This window comes from Arthrobacter sp. ASL1 (assembly GCF_056680475.1).
Genome location: NZ_CM155284.1, coordinates 1,554,285 through 1,576,967, shown reverse-complemented (window position 1 = coordinate 1,576,967; position 22,683 = coordinate 1,554,285). Strand labels below are relative to the sequence as shown.

The window sequence follows — 22,683 nt, the reverse complement described above, 5'->3', positions numbered from 1 at the left end:
TGGTTGAACACATGAGCCCCACAGCAACCCCGTCCCCGGTCTCGGCCCTTCGCGCCATCGCCCCCGGGTTGGTGGCGACCATCGTCGCTGCCGTCGTCGTCCTCGGAATCCACGCCCTCGTTCCGGCCCTCAGCGCCCTGCTGCTGGCGATCATCCTGGGCGCGGTGTGGGCCAACGCCAGCACGATACCGGCCACCTTTTCAGCGGGAATCACGTTCAGCTCGAAGCGCCTGTTGCGTGCGGGCATCGTGCTGCTGGGCCTGCAACTCTCGCTCTCCAGCGTGCTGGACCTCGGGTGGCAGGTCATCGTGATCGTCCTCGCCGTTGTCACGCTCGGCGTTCTCAGCACGCTGTTCATCGGTGTGCGGCTGGGGTTGTCCTGGAGCCAATCAGCGCTCATCGCTTGTGGATTCTCGATTTGCGGTGCAGCCGCCGTAGCCGGGGCCGACGGCGTGATCCGCGCCAAACAGGAGGAAGTCGCCACCGCTATTGCGCTCGTCGTGCTCTTCGGGACCCTCATGATCCCGCTGGCCCCGTTGGCTGCCACGATGCTGGGCCTGCCCGAGGAAGCCGCCGGGATCTTCATCGGCGGATCGACTCACGAGGTGGCCCAGGTCGTCGCCGCAGCAGGGACCATGGGCCCCGGCGTCCTGGCTGTCGCCGTGGTGGTGAAGCTCGCACGGGTGCTGTGCCTCGCACCGGTAATGGTTGGCTTCGGCATGGCCGAGCGCCGTCGTGCCCGCCGGCTCGAGATCTCCCGTGACCCCGAATTGGCGAGGGTTCCGGGCACCGCGGACACGAGCGGCGGAGCGGGCCAGACTGTTCGCCCTGGAGCGCAGAAGTTGCCGCCCATCGTCCCCGTTTTCGTGGTGGGGTTCATCGCCATGGTCCTGGCGCGCACGACCGGCCTGCTCCCCGATCCGGTGCTCCTCGCCGCGGATGGAATCCAGCAGTTCCTGCTGTGCGCGGCGATGTTCGGTCTTGGATGCGGTGTCCGCTTCCGCTCGCTGCTCCGCGTGGGGCCGTTGCCCTTCATCACCGCCGGGGCCGGGACACTTGTTGTTGCAGGCACCGCGTTGGCTGGGATCGCCATCACCGGCGTAGCCGGCTAGAGCCAAACCGGCGGTGGCCGCCTTCCCTCGAGATGGTGGGGCCGTCCCGGCGCGACGATCACCGTCTCGGTGTGGGTGATCGCCCCGGGGTGCAGGAATGCAGATGCGCTGAACGGTAATGTGCGTTGATCGGACGCCACTTCGCTGTAATACTGCGGGAGGCGATCCGACTGTGCCGTGCATCACATGGCACTACAAGTCGGCTGCCACTCACACATCGCGTCAATTTGAGGAGCATCAACATGGCGGCACAAACGCCGACGAGTCAACCGGGACTCGGCGCCGGCTTGAAGAAGGTGGTCGTGGCCTCGATGGCGGGCACCGTCGTCGAATGGTACGAATTCTTCCTGTATGCGGCAGCGTCCACGCTGGTCTTCGGCCACTTGTTCTTCCCCAACTCGGATAGCGACCTCGACGGCATCATGAAGGCCTTCCTGACCTACGCCGTCGGATTCATCGCCCGGCCAATCGGCGGCATCGTCTTCGGGCACTTCGGCGACAAGTTCGGCCGCAAGAAGCTGCTGCAGTTCTCCATCATCCTGGTTGGCGTCTCCACCTTCCTCATGGGCTGCCTGCCCGGGTTCGACGCCATCGGCTACGGGGCCCCGGTCCTGCTGGTGGTCCTGCGCTTTATCCAGGGCTTTGCCGTGGGCGGGGAATGGGGCGGCGCCGTGCTGCTCGTCGCCGAGCACAGCCCGAATGACCGGCGCGGCTTCTGGGCCAGCTGGCCCCAGGCGGCGGTCCCCATGGGCAACCTGTTGGCCACCGGCGTCCTGCTGTTCCTTTCCTTCGCGCTGAGCGAGGAGGCCTTCCTCGGATGGGGCTGGCGCGTGGGCTTCTGGCTGTCCGCCGTCATCGTGCTCATCGGCTACTACATCCGCACCAAGATCTCCGATGCCCCGATCTTCCTGGAGGAGCAGAAGAAGATCGAGCAGAACAAGGATGTCGGCTACGGCATCGTCGAGGTCTTCAAGCGCTACCCCCGCGGCGTCTTCACAGCCATGGGACTGCGCTTCGCGGAGAACATCCTCTACTACCTGGTGGTCACGTTCTCCATCACGTATCTGAAGATCATTGTCGGGATCGAGACATCGCACATCCTGTCCATGCTGCTGCTGGCACACGTCATCCACTTCTTCGTGGTCCCGCAGGTGGGCCGCCTGTCCGATGCGATCGGCCGCAAGCCGACGTATCTGCTTGGTGCCATCACCGGCGCCTCATGGGGCTTCTTTGCCTTCCCGATGATGGACACCGGCAATGACTGGATCATCCTTGCCTCCGTGACCATTGGCCTGTGCTTCCACGCGCTGATGTATGCCGGCCAGCCGGCGATCATGGCCGAGATGTTCCCCACGCGGATGAGGTACTCCGGTGTCTCCCTGGGCTACCAGGTCACCTCGATCGTCGCCGGGTCGCTGGCGCCGATCATCGCCACTTCGCTGGTGGAGAAGTACAGCTCGTCCGTACCGGTGGCGATCTACCTGCTCATCGCCTGCGCCATCACCGCCGTCTCGGTGCTTCTCCTGAAGGAAACGCGCGGCATCTCGCTGCAGGACGTCGACCAGGCCGACGCGGATGGGACTGCTGCCCTGCGGGCCAATGCCGCCAAGAAGGAGGCCGGCACGCTCTAGCGTGACCACCGGCCGGCGGACATCCCACGGCCATCAAGGGGAAGATGAGAAGACCCTCATCTTCCCCTTTCCTTTCCCTCATTTCGGGCCCCTAGCCTTGAGGCAAGAGGAAAAGGATTGAGGAAAAGGAGATCATGATGTTGTCCTTCTGGGCGGCCCTGGCCGCAAACGTTGTCGGCATGACAGTGCTGGTGTACGTGGTGTACTTCCGTCGGCATTTCCGCCGGGACCTGGTGCTCGCCTACGTGGCACTGAGCATGGGGATTTTCGCGGTCACGCTCCTGCTCGCGGGCAGTGGCGCCGGCATGGGGCTGGGGTTGGGCCTCTTCGGGATCCTGTCGATCATCAGGCTGCGTTCGGACACGCTGACGCAGGAGGAGGTCGCGTACTACTTCGTCTCCCTGGCCGTCGGCCTGGTGAACGGGCTGCATCCGGATCCGGCCTGGTTCGCGCCGGCTGTGACGTCGGGCCTGGTGCTGGTGATGTTCCTTGCCGATCATCCGCGCTTCGCCCCGCATACTGCACGGCAGACGGTCACCCTCGATGCCGCATACCCCCTCAAGGAAGACCTGATCGCCGCATTGGAGCAGCTCCTGCAAGCCCGAGTGCTGCGCACGGTCGTCCTGGAACTGGACCTCGTACGTGACCTGACCGTCGTCGACGTCCGCTTCAGGACACATCCCGGAGACACCCGGTCACCGGCCGCACCCACCGCGGGGGCTCTCCGGGATGCCGAAGCGTACCGGCTGGCCGGGCAGCCCCGCATCCCCCAGGAGACGTGGTCATGACCATCCAGGAGGGATGCGGTCCGGCAGGGAGCTGCGGGGAGGCGGAGGCCAGGCAAGCCGAGGGCCCGGCCAGCACCAGCCGCTCCGCCGCACCCCACGGGACCGCGCGTGCCACCTTGGAAGCGGCCGTGCGGAACCGGCAGCCGATCGGCCTGGACGAGGTCATGCGCGACGCAGCCCTGCAGACGCGGGTCGACCGCAAGTTCCTGCTGACCCGGGAGCAGTTCACCACCCTGGTCGGTGGCCTGGACCGGAGGTTTCGCATTCTCGAAATCGATGGCCTGCGCACCTTCCGCTACGCGTCGGTGTACTTCGATACCCAGGATTTCGAGCAATTCCGGGCCCATCGGCAGGGCCGCCGGCGGCGGTACAAGGTGCGCACCCGGACCTATGTGGACAGTGGCCTGTCGATGTTCGAGGTCAAGACCAAGGGCCGACGTGGGGCGACGGTGAAGCACCGCCTGCCGCAGGACGTACGTGAAGCGGGTATCCTCACGGATGATTCGCGGTCCTTCCTGGCGGACGTGCTGGTATCCGACTACGGCCTGGACGTTCCCGATCTGGAGCCGGTGCTCGACAGCAACTACGTGCGGGCCACCTTCGTCAACCCATACGACGGCGAACGGCTTACCTGCGATGCGGACCTCACCTACGCCAACCACCGGAAACTGCTCCACGGGCCAGACCTGTTCGTGGTCGAGACCAAGACCGTCTACGGTCGCGGCGCCGCGGACCGGGCCCTGGCGCGGATGGGCATCCGTCCGGTCAGCATGAGCAAGTACTGCGTTGGGATGGCGCTGTTGCACCCCGAGCTGGCTGCCAACCGGTGGAGCCGGCTGCTGCGCCGCAACTTCGACTGGGAGCCGGTCCGGGCGGCGTGACCGGGCCTACGCGTCGGGCACGAGACGGTAGCCTACGCCGCGCACGGTCTCGATCCTGTCACTTCCGAGCTTGTTGCGCAGGTAGCGCACGTACACGTCCACGACATTGGACCCGGGGTCGAAGTCGTAGCCCCAGACCCGCGAGAGGAGCTGTTCGCGGCTGAGCACCTGGCCGGGATTGCGGATGAAGGCCTCGGCGAGCGAGAACTCGCGGACCGAGAGGTCCACTTCCCGGCCGTGCACGCGGGCCCTCCGGTGCATGAAGTCCATCTCCAGGCTCCCGTGGCGGAGGACCGCCGTGTCGGAGCCGTTGTCGCCGGTCCGCAGCCGCAGCCGGACACGGGCCAGCAATTCGTCGAAATGGAAGGGCTTGGCCATGTAGTCGTCGGCGCCGCCCCGGAGTCCGGCCACCGTGTCGTCAACGCCGCCACGGGCGGTCAGGATGATCACCGGCGTCGTGACGTCTTCTTCGCGCAGGCGCTTCAGGACGGAGAAGCCGTCCTCGTCGGGCAGGCCCAGGTCCAGGATGATGAGTTCGAAGGATCCGGTCAGGGCGAGGTTCCCGCCCTCGTGGCCGGTGTCGGCCACGACCGGTGCCAGACCGGCGGCCTTGAGTCCCTTGGCGACAAAGGAACTGATGCGTTGTTCGTCCTCGATGATCAGGATCCGGCTCATGCGTGCTCGCTTCTGCCCGTCACCGGGATGTCGATCCTGAAGGTGGACCCGGCGCCCGGTGCGGAGTCCATCGAGACCATTCCACCATGGGCCGCGGCAATGGCCGAGACAATGCTGAGTCCCAGGCCGGAGCCCTCCGCGCGGCTGCTGTTCCGGCCACGGCCGAAACGGTCGAAGATGCGCACTTGGTCCTCCTCGTCGACGCCGACGCCGTCATCCTTCACCCAGAGTCGCAGGATGTGTCGATCGGCACCGCCTGCCGGGGAGCCGATGAGCAGCTGCGAGCCCAGGACGATCGCCGAGTCCGCCGGGGAGAACTTCACGGCATTGGCGCACAACTGCAGCATGGCCTGTGTCACCCGGGCCGGGTCGAGCCAGACACGTGCCTCGATACGGTGGCCGATGCGCCATCTGCGCTCGCCCAGGGCGGTGGCTTTGTCCAGAATGTCGTCAAGCAGGACGCCCACGTCGGTGGGCCGCGGGACTACGAAGTCCGTCCGATTCGACGTCGCCAGCGTGACCAGGTCGTTGATCATCAGCGACATGCGCCCCAGCTCGTCGAGGGAGATCTCGCGCGACTGCACCACGTCCTCGGGATCCCGCTCGTCCATGACCTCGAGGTGGCCGCGCACGATGGTGACGGGCGTGCGCAGCTCGTGTCCGACGTCGTCCAACAGCTTGCGCTGTGATTCCACGGCGCCCTCGAGGCGGTCGAGCATGGCGTTGATGGTGATGGTCAGTTCGGCGAATTCGTCGTTTCCGGACACCTCGATCCGGCGTGAGAGGTCCGATTCAGAGATCTGTTGGGCGGTGCTCCGCAACAGCCGGATGGGCCGCAGCATGCGCTCCACGAACAGCCAGGCAGCAGCTGCGGCCAGCAGCATGACCAGGACGCCCACGGCGCCGAAGACCGCGAAGTTCTGGTTGATGCGGCGCAGCTCCGCCGAGTAGTCATAGGCGAGCACGAAGCGGCCGGGTTGCGGATCCGAGGACAGCTGGACCGGCACGACGACGGCGCGGTAGGTCGTCACCGGTGTGGTCACCGTCTCGATGCTCGCGTCGTCACCCCGTGTCGAACGTGTGGCCCAGGCCAGGAAGTCGGCGTCGTCCTCCAGGCGCAACCGCACGACATCTGGCGCGGTCCACTGCAGCCGATGGGCGGTGAGGCCGATCAGGCCCTGATTGGTCGAGGGCAGGGTTCGTTGCATGGCCGTGTAGAGCAAGTCCTCCGCGTGTGCGTAGGGCTGGCGCGTGCGCGGATCCAGGCCCGTGCTGGCCAGGACCCGGAATTCCTGCACCGAGCGGGACAGCGAATCATCCAGGCGGTCGTTCAGCTCGCTGCGCTCCACCGCGTAGATGGTCGTGCCGGCCAGGACCAGGGCAAGGCCAACCAGCAGCAGCATCCCGCCGAGCACACGAGCCCTGATGGACCACCGGCGGCCCAGTGGCTCAGTCGTCATAGTCATCGTCGTTGCCATCATCATCGTCGTCCGGGTCCGACGGCGGGAGCGGCGTGACCGGCGCGCGCGAGTGGGTGGACTGGTGTGTCGACGAGCTGGGGGAGGAGGAGCGGGTTGACCGGGGCGGTGTGGCCGGGGAACTCGAGGAAGCCGCAGGGGTGCCCCCGGCAGGGGTGCTCGAGGGGGCCGGAGCCGTCGCGGTTCCGCTGGGAGCTCCCACGGGCGGGGCGGACCCGCTCTGGTTCACGACGATGCCGGGGCCCAGGTTCCGCGCCGGCGGGGTCGCCAGGACACGGGTGAGTCCGGCAATGGCGAGCCCGAGGACCATCAACACCACGAGGGTGCTGGTGAGCCGGCGTGATCTTGTGCTACCCATGGCACCATTGTGGGCGCTCCAGATGAGACGAAGATGAGAAATGCGCCATCAGGAAGCCAGCCCCGCCCGTTGTGCACGGGTTTCGGCCAGGAAGGCGCCGATCACCGCCTGAACCCCCGGCGAGCGCAGAGACTCCGGGCGGGCCAGCGCCGAATAGGTCACGCGACGTTCGAAGGATCCTGCCAGGACCGGGGCGAACGCCTGGTCTCCATGCACCACGTAGGACGGGAGCATGCCGATCCCACCGCCCGCGCGAACCGCTTGGACCTGAGCGAAAATGCTGGTGGCCTGGAAGGCGGCCGAGGGCACCGGGAGGCCGGTCGCGCGGTAGTCGAGTTCTGAAACCTGCAGTTCGGAATCAACGTAGGAGATAAACCGGTGCCGGCCCAGATCGGCCAGGGACGTCGGGGTTCCCGCATCGCGGAGGTAGTCGGGGCTGGCGAACAAGCGCAGGACGTATTCGGTCAGGACCATGACCTCGGCACGCGAGTCCTCCACCCGGCCGGCGACGACTTCCAGGTCGACGCCGGACCGGTTCCGGCTGGCGCGACGTGTTGCACTGAGCAGCTCGACTTTCAGCCGCGGATGGTCACGCTGCAGGCCCACCACCGCCGGTCCTGCAATGTAGGCGCCGAAGGCATCGCTGACATGGACGCGGACGACGCCGGCAACTGTCTCCCCGCGTTGGCTCACCTCGGCCTTCAGGGCAGTCAGGCTCGATTCGATCGATTCCGCGGCACGCAGTGCGTGCCGTCCCAGGTCCGTCAGTTCCCATCCGCTCGAGGTCCTGGCCAAGGTGCGGCCCCCCAGCTGTCGATCCAGTGCGGCCATTCTGCGGGAGACGGTGGTGTGCGTCGTCTCCAAGGCCTCCGCGACCGCCGTAAATCGCCCGAGCCGGGCAACGGTGAGCAGGATGAGCAGGTCATCTGGGCTCGGGAATCTGTTCGTGCTCATCGCCAACCGTTCTGGCTGTGCATTCGTGCACAGCACTTATACCTTTTTAGTGCTTGAATGCACCATATCAGCATGTGATGGTGGTCATAGGCGGCGGCGAATCCCCGTCGGACACCACGTTGAAGGGCAGGCAGGAAATGGCGACTGTTGGATGGATCGGACTTGGACACATGGGCGGGCCCATGACGGCGAACCTCGTCACGGCAGGACATGCCGTGCGCGGCTTCGACCTCAGTGCTGACGCCCTGGCCGAGGCCACCACGCACGGCGTCACGCCGGCCGGGAGCATCGCCGAGGCCATCGACGGCGCCGACGTCGTCTTCACGATGCTACCCAAAGGCGACCACGCCAAGGCCGTCTACCTCGGCGAGGGCGGGATCCTCGAAACCGTCGGCACCGATGTGCTGCTGGTGGACTCCTCCACCATCGACATCGAGTCCGCCCGGACACTCCATGATGCGGCTGCCGCGCATGGCAACCGTTTCGTCGACGCGCCCGTCTCCGGCGGGATCTCCGGCGCCGAAGCCGGCACCCTGACCTTCATGGTCGGCGGACAGGACGACGCCGTCCGGGACGCCAGCGCCTACATCGAACCGATGGCCGCGAACATCATCCCCACCGGGGCGGCCACCACCGGCCAGGCCGCAAAGATCTGCAACAACCTCATGCTCTTCATCAACCTGGCCTCCACGTCCGAGGGCGCCGTCCTGGCGGATCGGCTTGGATTGGACCGCAAGGTCTTCTGGAACATCGCCAGCGTCTCGTCCGGAGACAGCTGGGCGCTGCGCACCTGGTACCCGTTGCCTGGTGTCGTGCCCACGGCGGCATCCAACAACGATTTCGCCCCGACCTTCACCACCGAGTTGGCGCACAAGGACATCAACCTGGCCCTGGCGGCCGCCCGGCAGACCGGCACACCGCTGGCGCTGGCCGAGCAGGTCTCGTCAATGTTCGAGACACTGGTGCAGGATGGGAAGAAGGGGCTGGACTGCTCGGCCATCGTCCAGCTCGTCGACGGCTCCCACCAGCCGGGCACCTCGACGCCCGTTTCGACCACCGGAGGAGCAGCATGAGCCAGAACACCGATATTTCGAAAGATCCCGCCAACGGCGAGCGCCAGACGGCTGCCCGGACCGCGGTGAACGAGGCCGCCGGAACGTCGGTGGACACCGGCCGCTCGTCCGGGTCCGAGATCCTGGACTGGCCGCAGTGGGTCGGGGGCGAACGCGTCGATGCCGTCTCGGGGCAGTGGCGCGAAGTCGCCAACCCTGCCCTGCGCGCTTCGGTCATCGCCCGGGTACCGGCATCGGACACGCAGGATGTCGACCGGGCCGTCGACGCCGCACGGCGGGCCTTCCCGGCCTGGGCCGCGCTGCACTTCACCCGGCGGGCACGCCCCCTGGCCCTCATCGCCGACGACATCGAGGCGGAGGCAGAGGAATTCGCCCGGCTGACCGCCCTGGATACCGGCAATGCCATCCGCACCCAGGCACGCCCCGAGGTCGCCACCCTGGTCGCGTTGTTCCGCTACTTCTCCGGTGTGGCCGGGGAGGTCAAGGGAACCACCCTGCCGGCGGGGGAGGACCAGCTGCAGTACACCCGGCGCGAGCCCCTCGGGGTGGTGGCCGCCATCCTGCCGTGGAACTCCCCGCTGATGATCGCCGGCTTCAAGATCCCGGCGGCCCTCGCCGCCGGCAACACCATCATCCTCAAGGCGGCCGACGACGCCCCCCTGACCATCCTGAAGCTGGCCGAGGTCTGCAACCGCCACCTGCCCGCGGGCGTCCTGAACGCGCTGACCGGCCGCGGCTCCGTGATCGGCCAGGCCCTCACCGAACACCCGGGGGTGGACAAGGTCTCCTTCACCGGCTCCACCGAGGTCGGCCGCGGCGTCGCGGCGCAGGCCGGTGAACGACTGGCCCACATGTCACTCGAACTCGGCGGCAAGAACCCGTCGATCGTGTACCCGGACGCTGTCGACGACGACCTCGTCGACCAGCTGCTGCTGGCCTCGCGCTTCGCGCGCCAGGGCCAGAGCTGCACCGCGGGCTCCCGCCTGTTCATCCACCAGGACGTCTACGACGACGTGCTCTCACAGCTCGTGCCACGCCTGGGGTCCATGAAGGTCGGGGATCCCCTGGAGGAGTCCAGCGACATGGGGGCGGTCATCAACGCCAAGCAGTTCGAGGGCATCACCGGGTACCTGGATGAGGGGCGCACCCTCGGCGGACTCGAGACCCTGCTGGGTGGCAGCGCCCCCACCGAGGGTGAACTGACCCGCGGCTACTACCATGTCCCCACGGTCTTCGGCGGTGGTCGCAACGACTTCCGGTTGGCCCGCGAGGAGATCTTCGGCCCGGTGCTGATGGCGATTCCGTTCTCGAGCACCGAAGAGGTCGTCCGGATGGCCAATGACACCCACTTCGGGCTCGCCGCGTACGTCTTCAGCCACGACCTGGACCGGGCGCTGAACACCGCGCATGCCCTGCAGGCAGGCTGGGTCCAAGTCAACCAGGGAGGTGGCCAGGTCGTCGGCCAGGCCTACGGCGGGTACAAGCAGTCCGGCATGGGCCGAGAGGTCTCCCTGGAGGGAATGCTCGAGGGCTTCACCCAGACCAAGCAGATCAACGTCAAGCTTCGCCCGTCCCGCGACGGCTCATGAGCGACCCCGACGCGTCGGCACCGGATACCGGACCCGGCATCACCGTCACGGTCGATGCCGGGGTCGGCACGATCCTGCTGCGCCATACCGCCCAGCGCAACGCGTTGACCCGGACGATGTGCCGATCCATCGCGCACGCGGCCGCCGACCTGGACGCGCGAGGGGACGTCGACGTCGTCACCGTGAGGGGGAGCGGCGGGACCTTCAGCGCCGGGGTGTCCATTGGGGAGCTGCGCGACGTCATCCTGGACGACGACGGGGCCACCGACCACCTCACCGCGGCAGACCGTGCCCTGGGACGCGTCGCGAAGCCGACCATCGCCGTCGTGCAGGGCCACTGCATGGGAGGCGGCTGGCAACTGGCCTCCGCCTGCGACTTCATCGTCGCCTCCGATGACGCCTCGTTCGGCATCACCCCGGCCAAGCTGGGCATCATCTACCCCCGGGCCGGTGTCGATCGGCTGGTCCGCCTGCTGGGTCCGGCGACGGCGAAATACGTGCTGATGTCTGCCCGGACGTTTTCGGCGCACCGCGCCCAGGCCATGGGCCTGGTGGCCGAGGTGCTGCCGGCGGACCGGTTCGACGCCGGTGTGCAGGAGTTGCTCGCGGAACTGCGGGCCCGCTCGCGCTATTCGATGCACACCACCAAGCGGCTCATCGATGCCGCGGGTGACCCGGCGACCGACCCGTCCGAGCTGGCTGGTGCGTGGGACGGCGCCTGGACCGGCATGGCTGCAGGGCCCGACATCGACGAAGGGGTCGCCGCTTTCCTCCAACGCCGGGACCCGGACTTCCCGTGGCGGCCGGAGGCCGGGCGCCCCTGAGCCCAGGGAACCTGGACACAAAAAGAAGGTGCCGGCGGTGTGAAACCGCCGGCACCTTCCCTGTTGGTGCGGTTACCGCTTCGTGAAGGTCACGACCTGGGCCTTGTCGCCCGTCTGGTTGTGCAGGTGCAGGAAGAGGCCCTGCTCCTGGTTGTCCTTCTTCTTGGCCATCGCCATCTTCTTCGGGAAGGCGTTGGAGTAATCCTGGACGTGGGCCGTCAGGGTCTGCCCCGGAAGGTCGGCAAAGGCCGTCCCGGTGCCGGCACCCTCGAACCACAGGTCCGGATCAACCGCGTTGTAGGCGATCCAGTCGGTGGAGTCCACCGGCACCTGGGCGCCGGACTCGTCCGCGTTGTACTGGCTCCACGTGGAGACCCGGTACTGGATCTGGCCGGAGGACTTCTCCGTCAGGCCCAGCGACGCCAGCGAGACCGGCAGGCTGACCGTGCTCGTGTCGAACGTGTTGGAGTCCGTCTCCCCGGTCAGGCCGTTGGTCGGCCAGAGATCGACCTGTTCACCGGATTTCAGGTTGTAGGTCGCCGCAAGGTCCAAGTCGAGCGAGTCGACGTTCGTGTTGAACGTGACGAAGTCGGCCTGGTTGTCGCCGTTGGTGTCGATCTCGACGTCGATCTCCGTGCCACCGGCCAGATGGGCCCAGTTGCCGAAGGTGCTGACGCCAATGTTCAACAAGCCGTTGGCGATCCCGTTGGACGGGGCGTCGGAGGCGGCACCGACGTACTGCAGGTCCATGGCGCGTGCGCCGGGGATCTCGTCGGCCGACTTCGGGAGCTTGGCGCTGGTGTCACCGAGCTCGAAGGCGGAAACCAACGACAGGACGCGCTCGTCGCCGTTGCCCAGCAGCAGGCCCTTGCCCTTGAGCGTGACGTCGGCGGTGACCGCACCCTTCTTGGTCTTGATGTTCTTTTTGCTCACTGCCATGTCACTGGACGCCTTGGGGGCAGCCTGGACCGGCACACGCAGGGCCGGCTGGCCCTTGGCGGTCAGTTCGATGCGTCCTGTCGCGTCGGCCAGGTACTGGCGGTTCAAGCCCAACTGCTGCTTGTCCATCGTCGGGTCCATGGTCTTGGCGAACTTCTTCGGGTCGATGGTCAAGGTGACCTCGACCTGCTTGGACGTGCCCGGCTGGATGCTGACCCTGTCGGTGCTCAGCGAGTAGCTGGCGCCGGGGATCGTGGTGGCCGGAACGTAGTCGAGGCTGTAGTTCTGGGTGAACTTCGACTTGTTCTGCACCGTGATCGAGCTGGTCTTCTTGACCTGCTTCTGCCCCAGTTCAATGACGCCGAACGAGAGCGAGGTCAGGTCCGGTGCATCGGTGGCGTAGGCATAGACGGGGGTCTTGATCGCGGCATCGGCGATGACGCGTCCGGAACCCACACGGTTCGGCCCGTAAACCTCGCCGTTGGCTGCCGTGACGTCGGCCGTGGCCGTGTTCATCACGATGGACTTGACCTGGTACGCGGTGTAGTCACCGGATCCGGCGACCAGGGCGGCGATGCCCGCGGTCAGCGGGGTGGCCATCGAGGTGCCGGTCATGACGGCCGGTCCGTTGCCCGTGCCCACTCCGGCGGAACCGATGAGGGTGCCGGGTGCGGCGACATCTGGCTTGACGATGCCGTTGGAGCCGTGGACGCCACGCGAGGAGCTGGAGTTCAGCGTGTCCAGGGCACCGGATTCGCCGGAGGCGGTACCGATGAGGTCCTGGTCGAGCTGCACCTTCAGGGTGCCTGCCTCGGCGGCCGGACGCAGCTTCTCGGAGTAGTCCTTGTTGAACTGGATGCCCGGGATCGTGGCGTTGCCGGCGATGCCGGCGTCGAACACGCTGCGCGGGGAATCCAGGACGACGCCGGCGCCGCCAGCGGCAGCGATGTTGTTGAAGCGCTGGGCCGAGCCGCAGGGGAATGCACCGTTCTCTTCCCACTGGATCCAGACCCATTTGCCGTCGAAGTCGGTGCCGGCCGGGAAGGCGTCGCAACCGAACTTGTTCGAGGCATCCGCAACAACGACGTCGCCGGTGAGTTCTTCCTCTGTGGCGGCGGCGTAGTCGAAGTTCACCGAATACTGTCCGGCTGCGGTGCCGGCCACGTCGGCCGGGGCCAGGATCCGGGCGCCGTCGAGGGTGATCTTCGAGCCCACCGTGTTGGCGACGGTCAGCGAGGACCGGGAGTTGCCCGGTGATCCGCCGACGTCGGTCACGTCACCGGCGTTGCCGGAGGCGACGACGGAGAGGATGCCCTGTTTGGCCAGTGCGTCCACGATGTCGTTCTCGGGATCCTCCACGGGGGAGTTGTCCGAGCCGAGCGACATGTTCACGATCTGGGCGCGGTCGCTGAAGTCTCCGTCGTTGTTCGGGTCCAGCACGTAGTCGAGAGCCTGGCCCACGACGGAGGACGAGCCTTCGCAGCCGAAGACGCGGATGCCCACGAGCTGTGCTTCGGGGGCGGAACCGGGACCGATCTTCATGCCCGCGACCTCGTCGGCGCTGAGCTTGGAGTAGTCCCCGGTGAAGGTCTTGCCCTCGGCATCCACGCCGTAGCCGGCGGCGGTGCCGGAGACATGCGTGCCGTGGCCGGCGGACGCGCAGTCCAGCGGGTTGGCATCGGGTTTCGGGACGGGCTGGTATGTGTCGGCTGCCGGGTCGGCGTTGTAGTCGTCGCCCACCAGGTCCCAGCCGCCGATGAACTTGGCGGGGTCGCGTAGGCCGGTGTTGGCGGCCGGCAGGGTGTCGGAGGCCTGCGCCTTCTTGTAGGCCTCGACGGTGCCCGGGCCGCCGAAGTCGGCGTGGGTGTAGTCGACGCCGGTGTCGAGCACGGCAATGGTGACGTCCTTGCCGGTTTCGTCCAGGGCCGTCCAGGCATCGAGTGCCTTGGTGTCGACCACCGAGCCCTTGTTCGTCGGCGTTTTCGGCACGACGGCCGTGATCTTCACGACGTCGGGACGCTGTGCGAGCGCGCGAAGCGCATCCGCGTCGCCACGCAGGGCGACACCCGGCAGCGAGTTGGTCGTGGTGTAGACGACCTCGGACTTGGAGGCCTTCGCCGCGGCCGCGCCCTGTGCCTTGATGTTCTTGCGGATCTGCTTGACCTTGGCCGGGTTCTTGACCGGCTTGGCCATGCCGCGGGCCACGCTGGATGGCTGGGTGGCCGCAAAGGCGCCTTCACCGCTGAATTGGACGTAGGCGGTGACCTCGCCCTTCTTGCTGACCATGGGTCCGGAGACCTTCAGGTCGTGCAGGGTTGTGAGATCCTGCTTCTTCAACGCAGAACCCCCGAAGGCCTGTGCTTGGCTTCCGGGGGTGCTGTTAATGTCTTTCGGCGCGGCATTGGCCGGAACCGACATGGTGGCGGCTAGGACGATTCCCGAGGCCGCTGCCACGACGGCCCGGGCAAGCCGGGGCCGGTGCGAGTGATTCATGATGCTCCTTGTAACCGATTGGGCGGTTTTGGGGCACCGTTGGGGCGATTACCCCCGCGCGCCCCAAGCCATAGCCTAAGTGACTGCGGTCACAAGTCAAGTAGTTGCTTTACAGTTTTTTGGGGACCCCGGTGGTGTTTGTTGACAAGGATTGCGGGTCAATTCCGGCGCTCGCAGGGGAATACTGGGGGGATCTAGATACGGGCTGGCGTTAGTCGGCGGACGTCTGTGAAGACGAGGCCGCGGTAGGGGCGGTTTCGGGCGGGTTAGGCCGGCCGTTTGCAAACTCGCGGGATCGGGCTGTCAATAAGCAACTGATTCCGTGGATGCTTAAGGAAAATCCACCGGAAGTGATGAATCTGGACACTTTGGGGCAGAAAAATGCGCGGGGCACCCTGCTGCTGTCGATCCCGCCAGTGGGTTGCGCGAGGCTTCAGGCTCAGGCGCCACCCTGCCAGAGAGCGTCGAAGGGGGCGTGCGATGAGACCCGGTGTTGGATGCCGGTAGTGACGAAGGACTTGGCCGTTCGGGCGGCCTCCAAGGCGGTGGCGCCCTTGGCCAGTTCGGCGGTGATGGCGGCGGCCAGGGAGCATCCGGCTCCGGAGACGGCAACTTCGCCGATCTTGGGGGCTGACAGGATTTCGGTCGTCGTTCCGTCGTGGAAGACATCGACGGCATCGGATCCGGCCAACCGCACGCCGCCCTTGGCAAGCACCGCCGCGCCGCTGGCTTCGTGGATGATGCGTGCGGCACGCTCGAGGTCCTCGACGGTGGAAATGGTGATCCCGGAGAGCGACTCGGCTTCGAAGTGGTTCGGGGTGACGAACGTGGCCAGTGGCAGCAGCGTGGACTTCAGGGCCTGGTCGGTGTCCAGTGCGTGGCCGGGCTCCTGCCCCTTGCAGATGAGCACGGGGTCCAGGACGACGTTCTTCCATTTCTGGGAACGCAAGGCCGTGGCGACGGTGTCGATCGTCGCGGGGCTTCCCATCATGCCCAGCTTCACCGTGTCCAGTTGGCCGGCGTAGCAAGACTGGATGGCTTCGAGCTGGTCGGCGATGACCTGCGTGTCCACCGGCGTGAACCGGTGGTCCCAGTTCTGTTTCGGGTCGAAGGCGACAATGCAGGTCAATGCGGTAATGCCGAAGACGCCCAGCTGTTGGAACGTTTTCAGATCCGCCTGCGCACCGGCTCCTCCGGTGGCCTCGGATCCGGCGATGGTCAGCGTGATGGCCGGGGCTGTGCGCTGTTGCGTGGAAGTCATGACCCCATTTTAGGCCGGTCACGCCCCACATTGCGCACGACCCCGATGACGTCGTCGACGATGTGCCGCACCACCGGGAGTCGGGAGAGGACAGCCAGGCGGGCCATCAGCGAGGCGGCGTTGGCCGCCAGGCGGCGACTGCGTTCGGCACCGGGTGAGCCGTCGTAGGCCCAGAAGATGATCAGGCCGCGCTGGACGAGCCAGAGCAGTTCGGGCAAATCGTCGCGGATGGCGGCCGGTGGCTGGGGCAGCGAAGCCGCGACCGCCTGGCGCCAGAGGGCGAATTCCTTGGCCCGTGAGACATCGGATGCCTCGTCTTCGCCGATGGCGGCACGCAGCAGCACGGTGCCGCAATCGTGGAACGGGGCCAGTGCGTCCAGCGCCGCATCCAGCACGACCCGGATGTTGTCGCGCAGGTTGTTCCCCGAACGCAAACGCGGCCTGGCCGCACGCACCTGGTTGTCCACGAGTCCACGGGCCATTTCGCGGACCAGCGCCTCCTTGGAGGGAAAGTAGTAGTAGGCGTTACCCAGCGATAGCCCGGACTCGACCGCGATGGCGCGCATCGTGGTCCCGCGGTAGCCGTTCCGGGCGAACAGCTCCACCGCGACGTTTTGGATGCGTGCTCGCGTTTGGGCGGACTTTGTCGTCTTCGTTTCCATGGCTTCCTTGCAACGGCGGGGATCTGGGCCAGTCTAACCATTTTTGAACATGTTCGAAAAGCCAGGTGTTTGCGCTTCCCGGGACAGTGCCAGCCGGCGTGGACCACCTGGAGGCACCGCCGTCGTGCTCCATGGGAGAATGGACGAGTCAAGTGCTAATACAGCGGGCGGTGGAACCGGGGAGATCCCGGGATCCACGCCTGGCGAACCACTTCCAGAATGGGAACAACTTCATGCACGCCTCCTCCGGCAACCCCGTCAACACCCTGCCCGCGAAGCCCGCGGACCAGCGCGTCCGCCAGGCGGTCTACGCCTCGGCCGGCAGCCCCTACTTCTCCGCCGTGCTGGCCCTGATGGCCGTGGTGGTCATCCTCTCCAACATCGGTGCCACCAAGGGCGTGACCTTCGGCCCCATCATCACCGACGGCGGGTTCTTCCTGTTCCCGCTGGCCTACATCCTCGGTGACGTGGTCAGCGAGGTCTATGGGTTCAAGGCCGCACGCCGGTCGATCATCATCACGTTCCTGCTGGCCGCCTTCGCCTCCTTCTGCTTCTGGGTCGTCATCGCGTTGCCCGCCGCCGACTGGTACACCGGCCAGGCGGCCCTGGAACAGACGTTGGGGCCGGTGTGGCAGATTGTCGCCGCGTCGTTGTGCGGGTTCCTGGTGGGACAGACGCTGAACTCCTATGTCCTGGTGCGGATGAAGGACCGGTTCGGGGAAAAGCGTCTCGTGGGACGGCTCATGGGTTCGACCGGCGTGGGTGAATTCGCCGACACCCTGATCTTCTGCTCGATCGCCGCCTCCGTGATCGGCATCTCGACGGTTCCGGATTTCCTGAACTATGTCCTGGTCGGATTCGTCTACAAGACGGCAGTGGAATTCCTTTTCGTGCCGATCACCACCCTGGTCATCCGCTGGTTCAAGCGCCGCGAACCGACCTACGGGCACGCCGGCGCCTGAGGTCCACGTCACCGGTGGCGGGACACCCGCCACCGGTCATACGGTATGGATCGTGCTGTCCCGCTCGGGCCCTATCAGCGGAACGCCGGAATACCGGTGATCTTATTGCCGAGTATCAACGTGTGGACTTCGTCCGTTCCCTCATAGGTGCGCACGGACTCGAGGTTGTTGGCGTGGCGCAGCGGCGGGTAATCCAGTGTGATGCCGTTGCCGCCGAGGACCGCGCGGGCGTCACGGCATATCTTGATGGCCTCGCGGCAGTTGTTCAGCTTGCCAACGGAGATCTGGTAGGGCTCCAGCGTCCCGGCATCCTTCAGACGCCCGATCTGCAGCGCCAGCAGCATGCCCTTGTTGATCTCCAGCGCCATGTTGACCAGCTTCTCCTGCGTCAGCTGGTACCCAGCGAGGGGCTTGCCGAACTGCAGGCGCTCCTTCGAGTAGTCCAGGGCCGACAGGTAGCTGTCCCGGGCGGCGCCCATTGCGCCCCAGATGATCCCGTAGCGGGCTTCGTTCAGGCACTCGAACGGTCCGCGCAGTCCCTTCGCCTTCGGCAGCATGGCCGAGGCAGGCAACCGCACCTCGTCCAGCGCGATGTCGCACTGGATGGAGGCGCGCATCGAGAGCTTCTGGGGGATCGGCGTGGCGACGAATCCGGGCGTATCGGTGGGCACCACGAACCCGCGGACCCCGTCGTCGGTCACCGCCCAGATGATGGCCACTTGCGCCACCGACGCCAGTCCGATCCAGCGTTTGGCCCCGTTGATGATCCAGTCGTCACCGTCGCGCCGGGCGACGGTGGCCATGGAACCCGGGTCCGACCCGGCGGTCGGCTCTGTCAATCCGAAACAGCCAATCGCCTTTCCTGCCGCCATGCGCGGGAGCCACTCGTTCTTTTGTTCCTCGGAGCCGTGCTTGGCAATGGCGCTCATGGCCAACGAGCCCTGCACGCTGACGAAGGTGCGCAGGCCCGAATCGCCGGCTTCCAGTTCCAACGCGGCGAGTCCGTATTCCACGGAGGTTCGGCCGGGGCATCCATACCCCTTGATGTGCATCCCGAGAAGTCCGAGTTCCGCCATCTTCGGCACGATAGCCAGCGGGAACTCCGCATTCTCGTACCATCCGGCGATGTTTGGCTTGATCTCGGCATCTACGAATGAGCGGACCCTGTCGCGGAGGGCGAGCTCCGCGGGGGAGAGGAGGGAATCGATGGACAACAGATCTGCAGTCATGGTTCTACTTTCCAATTGACGTGGTGGAGAGCGCCGCGAAGGCCGCATCGTGGTGTTCGCCCAGCAGCGGCGGCAGGCGCCGGTAGGTGGCCGGGGTCTCGGAGAGTCGGATGGGGTTGGCCACTTGACGGCTGGTCCGCGAGCCGGCGGCGTCGGCGATCTGGACGGACGGGGCCAGACCCAGATCCTCGGCTAGTTGGAGGGCCTCGGCAATGGAATTCACCTTCCCTGCCGGCACCCCCTCGGTACTGAGCATCGTGGCCCACTGTGCCGCGGGCCTGCGGAGCAGCTCCCCTTCGAGGAGGGCCTTGAGCTCGACGCGGTGCTCGACCCGGACGGTGTTGGTGCGGAACCGCGGGTCCTCGGCCAGTTCCGGTACACCAAGTACCCGAGCAAGCCCCGCAAACTGTCGATCCGTGCCGACGGCGACTGCCAGCGGCCCGTTTTGTGTCTGCAGCGTCTCATAGGGTGCGATGCTCGGGTGGGCGTTGCCCATCCGCTGCGGCGCCTCCCCGGTCGCCAGCGTACTTGACGCCTGGTTCACCAGGCCGGCGAGAAGGGACGACAGGAGGTTCACCTCGATCCGCTGCCCCCGCCCGGTGGCGTCCCGGTGCCGCAGTGCCGCGAGAACGCCGACGGCGGAATTCTGCCCCGTGATCACGTCCACCAGCGCCACCCCCACCTTGCTCGGCTCCGCGTCCAACGACCCGGTGACACTCATCAGTCCGCCGACAGCCTGCACCAGCAGGTCGTAGCCGGGCAGCTGGGCGCCGCCGGTGCTACCGAACCCGGTGATGGAGCAGTACACCAATTCCGGCCGTTCGGCGTGCAGGGTCTCGAAATCCAGGCCGAACTTCTCCATGACGCCGGGGCGGAAGTTCTCGATCACCACATCCGCATCCAGTGCAATGGCGCGGGCACTGGCAAGGCCGTCGTCGGTGCGCAGGTCGCACACCACGGAGCGCTTGTTCCGGTTCACGCTGGAAAAGTAGGTTCCCACGCCGTGTTCGTCCACCGGGGGAATCCAAGACCGGGTGTCGTCCCCGGCCGGGCTCTCGACCTTGATGACGTCGGCTCCGAAGTCGGCGAGCATCATCGTGGCGTAGGGCCCCGCGAGGACGCGGGAAAAGTCGGCAACCCGGATGCCTTCCAGCGGCCCCGACCGATGTTCGGTGCCGTCCTGCGATGCACTATTGACGGTGTTCATGGCGCGTCATCCTCCTGATGTGGTGGTGGGTGTCCTCAAGGGGCGGAGGTCACGGGATTGCTGAGTGTGCCGACGCCGGAAACCCGGCATTCGGCCCTGTCCCCGGGCACCACGTGGATGGCTCCGGGAGTGCCGGTGGAAATGATGTCGCCCGGGTAGAGCGGCATCACCTTGCTGTGGAAGCTGATCAGGTACTCGGGGCTGTAGCGCATGTTGGCGACGATGTTGGTACGACGCACTTCCCCGTTGACCACCGTGGCGACCTCCATGTCCGCCAGCGTTCCGTCGCCGATCGCCTCGGCCAGCGGCACAATCCGCGGGCCGAACGAGAAGAACCCCGGGAAGTTCTTGGCCCGGGTGAGGAAACGCGGGTTGCGCTCCAGGATGTCCTCCGCGGTCTGGTCCAGTACCGGAACGACGCCGGCGACGTAGTCCAGGGCCTCCCCGACTTCCACATTTCGGCAGTAGCGGCCGATGACCACGGCGACTTCCGCCTCCGTCGTCGTGCGCTCGCTCTGTGCCGGCAAGGGGATGTCCTCGCTCGGGCCGATCACCGTATGGTCGCCCTTGATGAACGATGCCGGTTCCTCCGGCACACCTTCGGACAGATCCGCGGCGTGCTCCACGTAGTTCAGCCCGATTCCCCACAACATCCGCGGATGCCGGTAGGGCGCACCGAAGACGACGCTGCCCGGGTCCCTGAAGACGTCGTCCGCGGCGGCTTCCGCCAGCTCTTGCAGCTGCTCCAGCAGCCCCTCGGCGAGGATCGAGCGCATATCGCCGTGGAAATCCGGAAGCAGGTCACGGACTCGTACCAGGCCGCGCTGTGGGTGGACGACGGCGGCCGGTTCATCCGATCCCTCACGGATCGAGCAGAGATGCAGGGTATGTTTCATTGGTTCCCTTTCGTGGCTTGTCGGGACTAGTAGCTGCGGACCATTCCGCCGTCGACGCGGATCTGCTCACCGGTGACATATGCCGCCGGGCCGCTCGCCAGAAACGCGACGACGGCGGCGAACTCCTCCGGCTTGCCGTACCGACCCGCCGGGATGCCGGCCTCGGAGGACTTCCGGGCATCTTCGGGCGTCATTCCGGTTCGCTGGGCGACGGCGGCGTCGAGGGACGCCACCCGGTTGGTGTCGATGCGGCCGGGGAGCACCATGTTGACGGTGACCCCGTCGGTTGCGACCTCGGTGGCGAGGGTCTTGAGGTATCCGGACAAGCCGGCGCGGCCGATGTTGGACAGGGCCAAGTTGGGCAGGGGCTGCTGAACCCCACTGGAGCCGACGGCGATGATCCGCCCCCAGCGGCGCTCACGCATTCCCGGCAGGACCAAGGTGGTGAGCCGAATATGCTGAAGCAGTAGCTGATGGATGGCGGCCAGTGCCTGCTCGTCTGTGACATCCGACGCGCTGCCCGGGGGAGGGCCGCCGCCGTTGAGGACCATCACGTCGATGGGCCCGAAGGCCTGCTCCGTGGCCTTGACCAACGCGTCCGGTGTTCCCGCGTCGGTGAGGTCCAAGCCGATGCCGACGGCGGAGGGCAGCTTGGCGGCCTCGGCTTGCACCACCTCTTCGCGGCGTGCTGCCAGGACCACGTTGGCTCCCTCTTCGGCCATAGCCTGCGCGATGGCCAGGCCGATGCCGGAACTGGAGCCAGGCACCAGCACGTTCTTTCCCTTCAGTCCGGTATCCATCAGACCAGCTCCTTCACTGCTTCGAGGTGTGCGTCGATCATGTCGGCAAGCTCCTGCGGCAGTGTGGCCGCAGGCGGCCGGACGAGCGATTCGGCGATGATGCCGCGGCGCTTGAGGATTTCCTTGCGCAAGGCCAGCCCGATGCCGGGCTGGCCTTCGAAGTTGGCCAGCGGAAGCCAGGGGGCAAACGCCTCGCGGGCTGCGGGGAAACCCCCATCCTGGTGTGCGGTGATGGCCAGTTGCAGGGCTTCCGGATGGGAGAAACCCGTCATGGCTCCGGCGGCTCCGGCGGCGAGCTCATCGATTAGCCCGACGCCTCCGAGCCCACCGAAGACCGGAATGCCCAGGGCCCGGGTGAGTTGCGCGATGGCGGCGGCGGTGGGCGGTGCCTCGGACTTCACGGCGACGACGAACGGGCAATCCTTCGTGACGGCCAAAACCTGGGTGGTGCCGATTTTCACGCCGGAGGCCGCCGGGTAGTCCTGCAGGACGATCCCCGCACCGCTGGCCTGGTGGATGGCGTGCAGGTGGGCGCTGACTGCCTTGGGGTTGTCGGTGTTGGCCTGCACCATGAGCGCGGCCAGGCTTCCGCCTGCAGCAGCGACGGCGGTGTGCGCCTGCTCTATGGCGACGCTGGTGGTGCGCGCCGACAATCCGACGACGATCGGCGTTCCCCCGGCCTCATCGACGACAGTGCGGACCGCGAGTTCCTGCTCGGAAGTGTCCAGGGCTGCGCCTTCGCCAAACACGCCGAGCACCACCATGCCGGCTGCCGGAATGTCCAAGTAGAGCTGGACCTCCCGGCGCAATGAATCGGTGTCAACGGCGAACTCGGATCCGGCGAACGGAGTTGCGAGCACGCCCCAAAGAC

At 66.6% G+C, this 22,683-nt stretch carries 20 protein-coding genes; 8 read left to right on the top strand and 12 right to left on the bottom strand.

Features of this window, described 5'->3' with window-relative positions:
- Positions 1 to 11 precede the first annotated feature (11 nt).
- The 4 genes from AC1MEQ_RS07445 to AC1MEQ_RS07430 all read left to right on the top strand — a co-directional run bounded on the left by AC1MEQ_RS07445 (position 12) and on the right by AC1MEQ_RS07430 (position 4,412).
- Positions 12 to 1,112 (top strand): YeiH family protein, encoded by a 1,101-nt coding sequence (locus AC1MEQ_RS07445; RefSeq protein ID WP_479795348.1) that lies wholly within the window; start codon positions 12 to 14, stop codon positions 1,110 to 1,112.
- 242 nt (positions 1,113 to 1,354) lie between these two features.
- Entirely contained in the window at positions 1,355 to 2,743 is a 1,389-nt protein-coding gene (locus AC1MEQ_RS07440; RefSeq protein ID WP_479795347.1) for an MFS transporter, read from the top strand.
- Between the two features lie 134 nt (positions 2,744 to 2,877).
- The gene (locus tag AC1MEQ_RS07435) at positions 2,878 to 3,531 is read left to right on the top strand and encodes a DUF4956 domain-containing protein (RefSeq protein WP_479795345.1); all 654 of its coding nucleotides are present in this window, start codon (positions 2,878 to 2,880) and stop codon (positions 3,529 to 3,531) included.
- Positions 3,528 to 4,412: a polyphosphate polymerase domain-containing protein gene (locus AC1MEQ_RS07430; RefSeq protein ID WP_479795343.1), complete on the top strand. Its 885-nt coding sequence runs from the start codon at positions 3,528 to 3,530 to the stop codon at positions 4,410 to 4,412. Before AC1MEQ_RS07435 ends, AC1MEQ_RS07430 begins: the two co-directional genes overlap by 4 nt.
- 6 nt (positions 4,413 to 4,418) lie before the next feature.
- Here the strand turns inward: AC1MEQ_RS07430 and AC1MEQ_RS07425 are convergent, their stop codons facing one another.
- From AC1MEQ_RS07425 to AC1MEQ_RS07410, 4 genes are read right to left on the bottom strand one after another with little or no spacing between them, the layout of a single operon-like run.
- Positions 4,419 to 5,087 carry a response regulator transcription factor gene (locus AC1MEQ_RS07425; protein WP_479795341.1) on the bottom strand — a complete coding sequence of 223 codons (669 nt, stop codon included), beginning with the start codon at positions 5,085 to 5,087 and terminating at the stop codon, positions 4,419 to 4,421.
- Positions 5,084 to 6,547, bottom strand: coding sequence for a sensor histidine kinase (locus AC1MEQ_RS07420; RefSeq protein ID WP_479795339.1), 1,464 nt, complete (start codon positions 6,545 to 6,547; stop codon positions 5,084 to 5,086). The genes AC1MEQ_RS07425 and AC1MEQ_RS07420 overlap by 4 nt, the downstream gene beginning before the upstream one ends.
- Positions 6,537 to 6,923: a hypothetical protein gene (locus AC1MEQ_RS07415; RefSeq protein ID WP_479795337.1), complete on the bottom strand. Its 387-nt coding sequence runs from the start codon at positions 6,921 to 6,923 to the stop codon at positions 6,537 to 6,539. Before AC1MEQ_RS07415 ends, AC1MEQ_RS07420 begins: the two co-directional genes overlap by 11 nt.
- 48 nt (positions 6,924 to 6,971) lie before the next feature.
- Positions 6,972 to 7,877: a LysR family transcriptional regulator gene (locus AC1MEQ_RS07410; RefSeq protein ID WP_479795335.1), complete on the bottom strand. Its 906-nt coding sequence runs from the start codon at positions 7,875 to 7,877 to the stop codon at positions 6,972 to 6,974.
- A gap of 137 nt (positions 7,878 to 8,014) precedes the next feature.
- Here AC1MEQ_RS07410 and mmsB point away from each other — a divergent pair, with 137 nt between their 5' ends.
- The 3 genes from mmsB to AC1MEQ_RS07395 are packed head-to-tail and all read left to right on the top strand — an operon-like array spanning position 8,015 to position 11,363.
- Positions 8,015 to 8,950, top strand: coding sequence for a 3-hydroxyisobutyrate dehydrogenase (gene mmsB / locus AC1MEQ_RS07405; protein ID WP_479796085.1), 936 nt, complete (start codon positions 8,015 to 8,017; stop codon positions 8,948 to 8,950).
- Positions 8,947 to 10,539, top strand: coding sequence for an aldehyde dehydrogenase family protein (locus AC1MEQ_RS07400; RefSeq protein ID WP_479795333.1), 1,593 nt, complete (start codon positions 8,947 to 8,949; stop codon positions 10,537 to 10,539). The genes mmsB and AC1MEQ_RS07400 overlap by 4 nt, the downstream gene beginning before the upstream one ends.
- Positions 10,536 to 11,363: an enoyl-CoA hydratase/isomerase family protein gene (locus tag AC1MEQ_RS07395; protein WP_479795331.1), complete on the top strand. Its 828-nt coding sequence runs from the start codon at positions 10,536 to 10,538 to the stop codon at positions 11,361 to 11,363. The genes AC1MEQ_RS07400 and AC1MEQ_RS07395 overlap by 4 nt, the downstream gene beginning before the upstream one ends.
- Before the next feature lie 72 nt (positions 11,364 to 11,435).
- Here AC1MEQ_RS07395 and AC1MEQ_RS07390 read toward each other — a convergent pair whose 3' ends face one another.
- The 3 genes from AC1MEQ_RS07390 to AC1MEQ_RS07380 form a co-directional block, all read right to left on the bottom strand.
- Positions 11,436 to 14,795 carry a S8 family peptidase gene (locus tag AC1MEQ_RS07390; RefSeq protein ID WP_479795329.1) on the bottom strand — a complete coding sequence of 1,120 codons (3,360 nt, stop codon included), beginning with the start codon at positions 14,793 to 14,795 and terminating at the stop codon, positions 11,436 to 11,438.
- Between the two features lie 439 nt (positions 14,796 to 15,234).
- Positions 15,235 to 16,056: a bifunctional hydroxymethylpyrimidine kinase/phosphomethylpyrimidine kinase gene (gene thiD / locus AC1MEQ_RS07385; RefSeq protein ID WP_479795327.1), complete on the bottom strand. Its 822-nt coding sequence runs from the start codon at positions 16,054 to 16,056 to the stop codon at positions 15,235 to 15,237.
- Positions 16,053 to 16,718 (bottom strand): TetR/AcrR family transcriptional regulator, encoded by a 666-nt coding sequence (locus AC1MEQ_RS07380; RefSeq protein WP_479795325.1) that lies wholly within the window; start codon positions 16,716 to 16,718, stop codon positions 16,053 to 16,055. Before AC1MEQ_RS07380 ends, thiD begins: the two co-directional genes overlap by 4 nt.
- A 233-nt stretch (positions 16,719 to 16,951) precedes the next feature.
- Between AC1MEQ_RS07380 and AC1MEQ_RS07375 the strand changes: the two genes are divergently transcribed.
- The gene (locus tag AC1MEQ_RS07375; protein WP_479795323.1) at positions 16,952 to 17,680 is read left to right on the top strand and encodes a queuosine precursor transporter; all 729 of its coding nucleotides are present in this window, start codon (positions 16,952 to 16,954) and stop codon (positions 17,678 to 17,680) included.
- A 74-nt stretch (positions 17,681 to 17,754) separates the two neighbouring features.
- On the opposite strand, the gene AC1MEQ_RS07370 is transcribed toward AC1MEQ_RS07375, so the two are convergent.
- Genes AC1MEQ_RS07370 through AC1MEQ_RS07350 form a run of 5 tightly spaced genes read right to left on the bottom strand, consistent with a single transcriptional unit; the run spans position 17,755 to position 22,672 of the window.
- A complete protein-coding gene (locus AC1MEQ_RS07370; protein ID WP_479795321.1) occupies positions 17,755 to 18,909 on the bottom strand; it encodes an acyl-CoA dehydrogenase family protein in 1,155 nt (384 codons plus the stop codon).
- 4 nt (positions 18,910 to 18,913) lie between these two features.
- The gene (locus AC1MEQ_RS07365) at positions 18,914 to 20,116 is read right to left on the bottom strand and encodes a CaiB/BaiF CoA transferase family protein (protein WP_479795319.1); all 1,203 of its coding nucleotides are present in this window, start codon (positions 20,114 to 20,116) and stop codon (positions 18,914 to 18,916) included.
- Positions 20,117 to 20,151: 35 nt separating this feature from the next.
- A complete protein-coding gene (locus tag AC1MEQ_RS07360) occupies positions 20,152 to 21,012 on the bottom strand; it encodes a fumarylacetoacetate hydrolase family protein (protein WP_479795317.1) in 861 nt (286 codons plus the stop codon).
- 26 nt (positions 21,013 to 21,038) lie between these two features.
- Positions 21,039 to 21,812: an SDR family oxidoreductase gene (locus AC1MEQ_RS07355; protein ID WP_479795316.1), complete on the bottom strand. Its 774-nt coding sequence runs from the start codon at positions 21,810 to 21,812 to the stop codon at positions 21,039 to 21,041.
- Entirely contained in the window at positions 21,812 to 22,672 is an 861-nt protein-coding gene (locus AC1MEQ_RS07350) for a dihydrodipicolinate synthase family protein (RefSeq protein ID WP_479795314.1), read from the bottom strand. Before AC1MEQ_RS07350 ends, AC1MEQ_RS07355 begins: the two co-directional genes overlap by 1 nt.
- Positions 22,673 to 22,683: the final 11 nt, after the last annotated feature.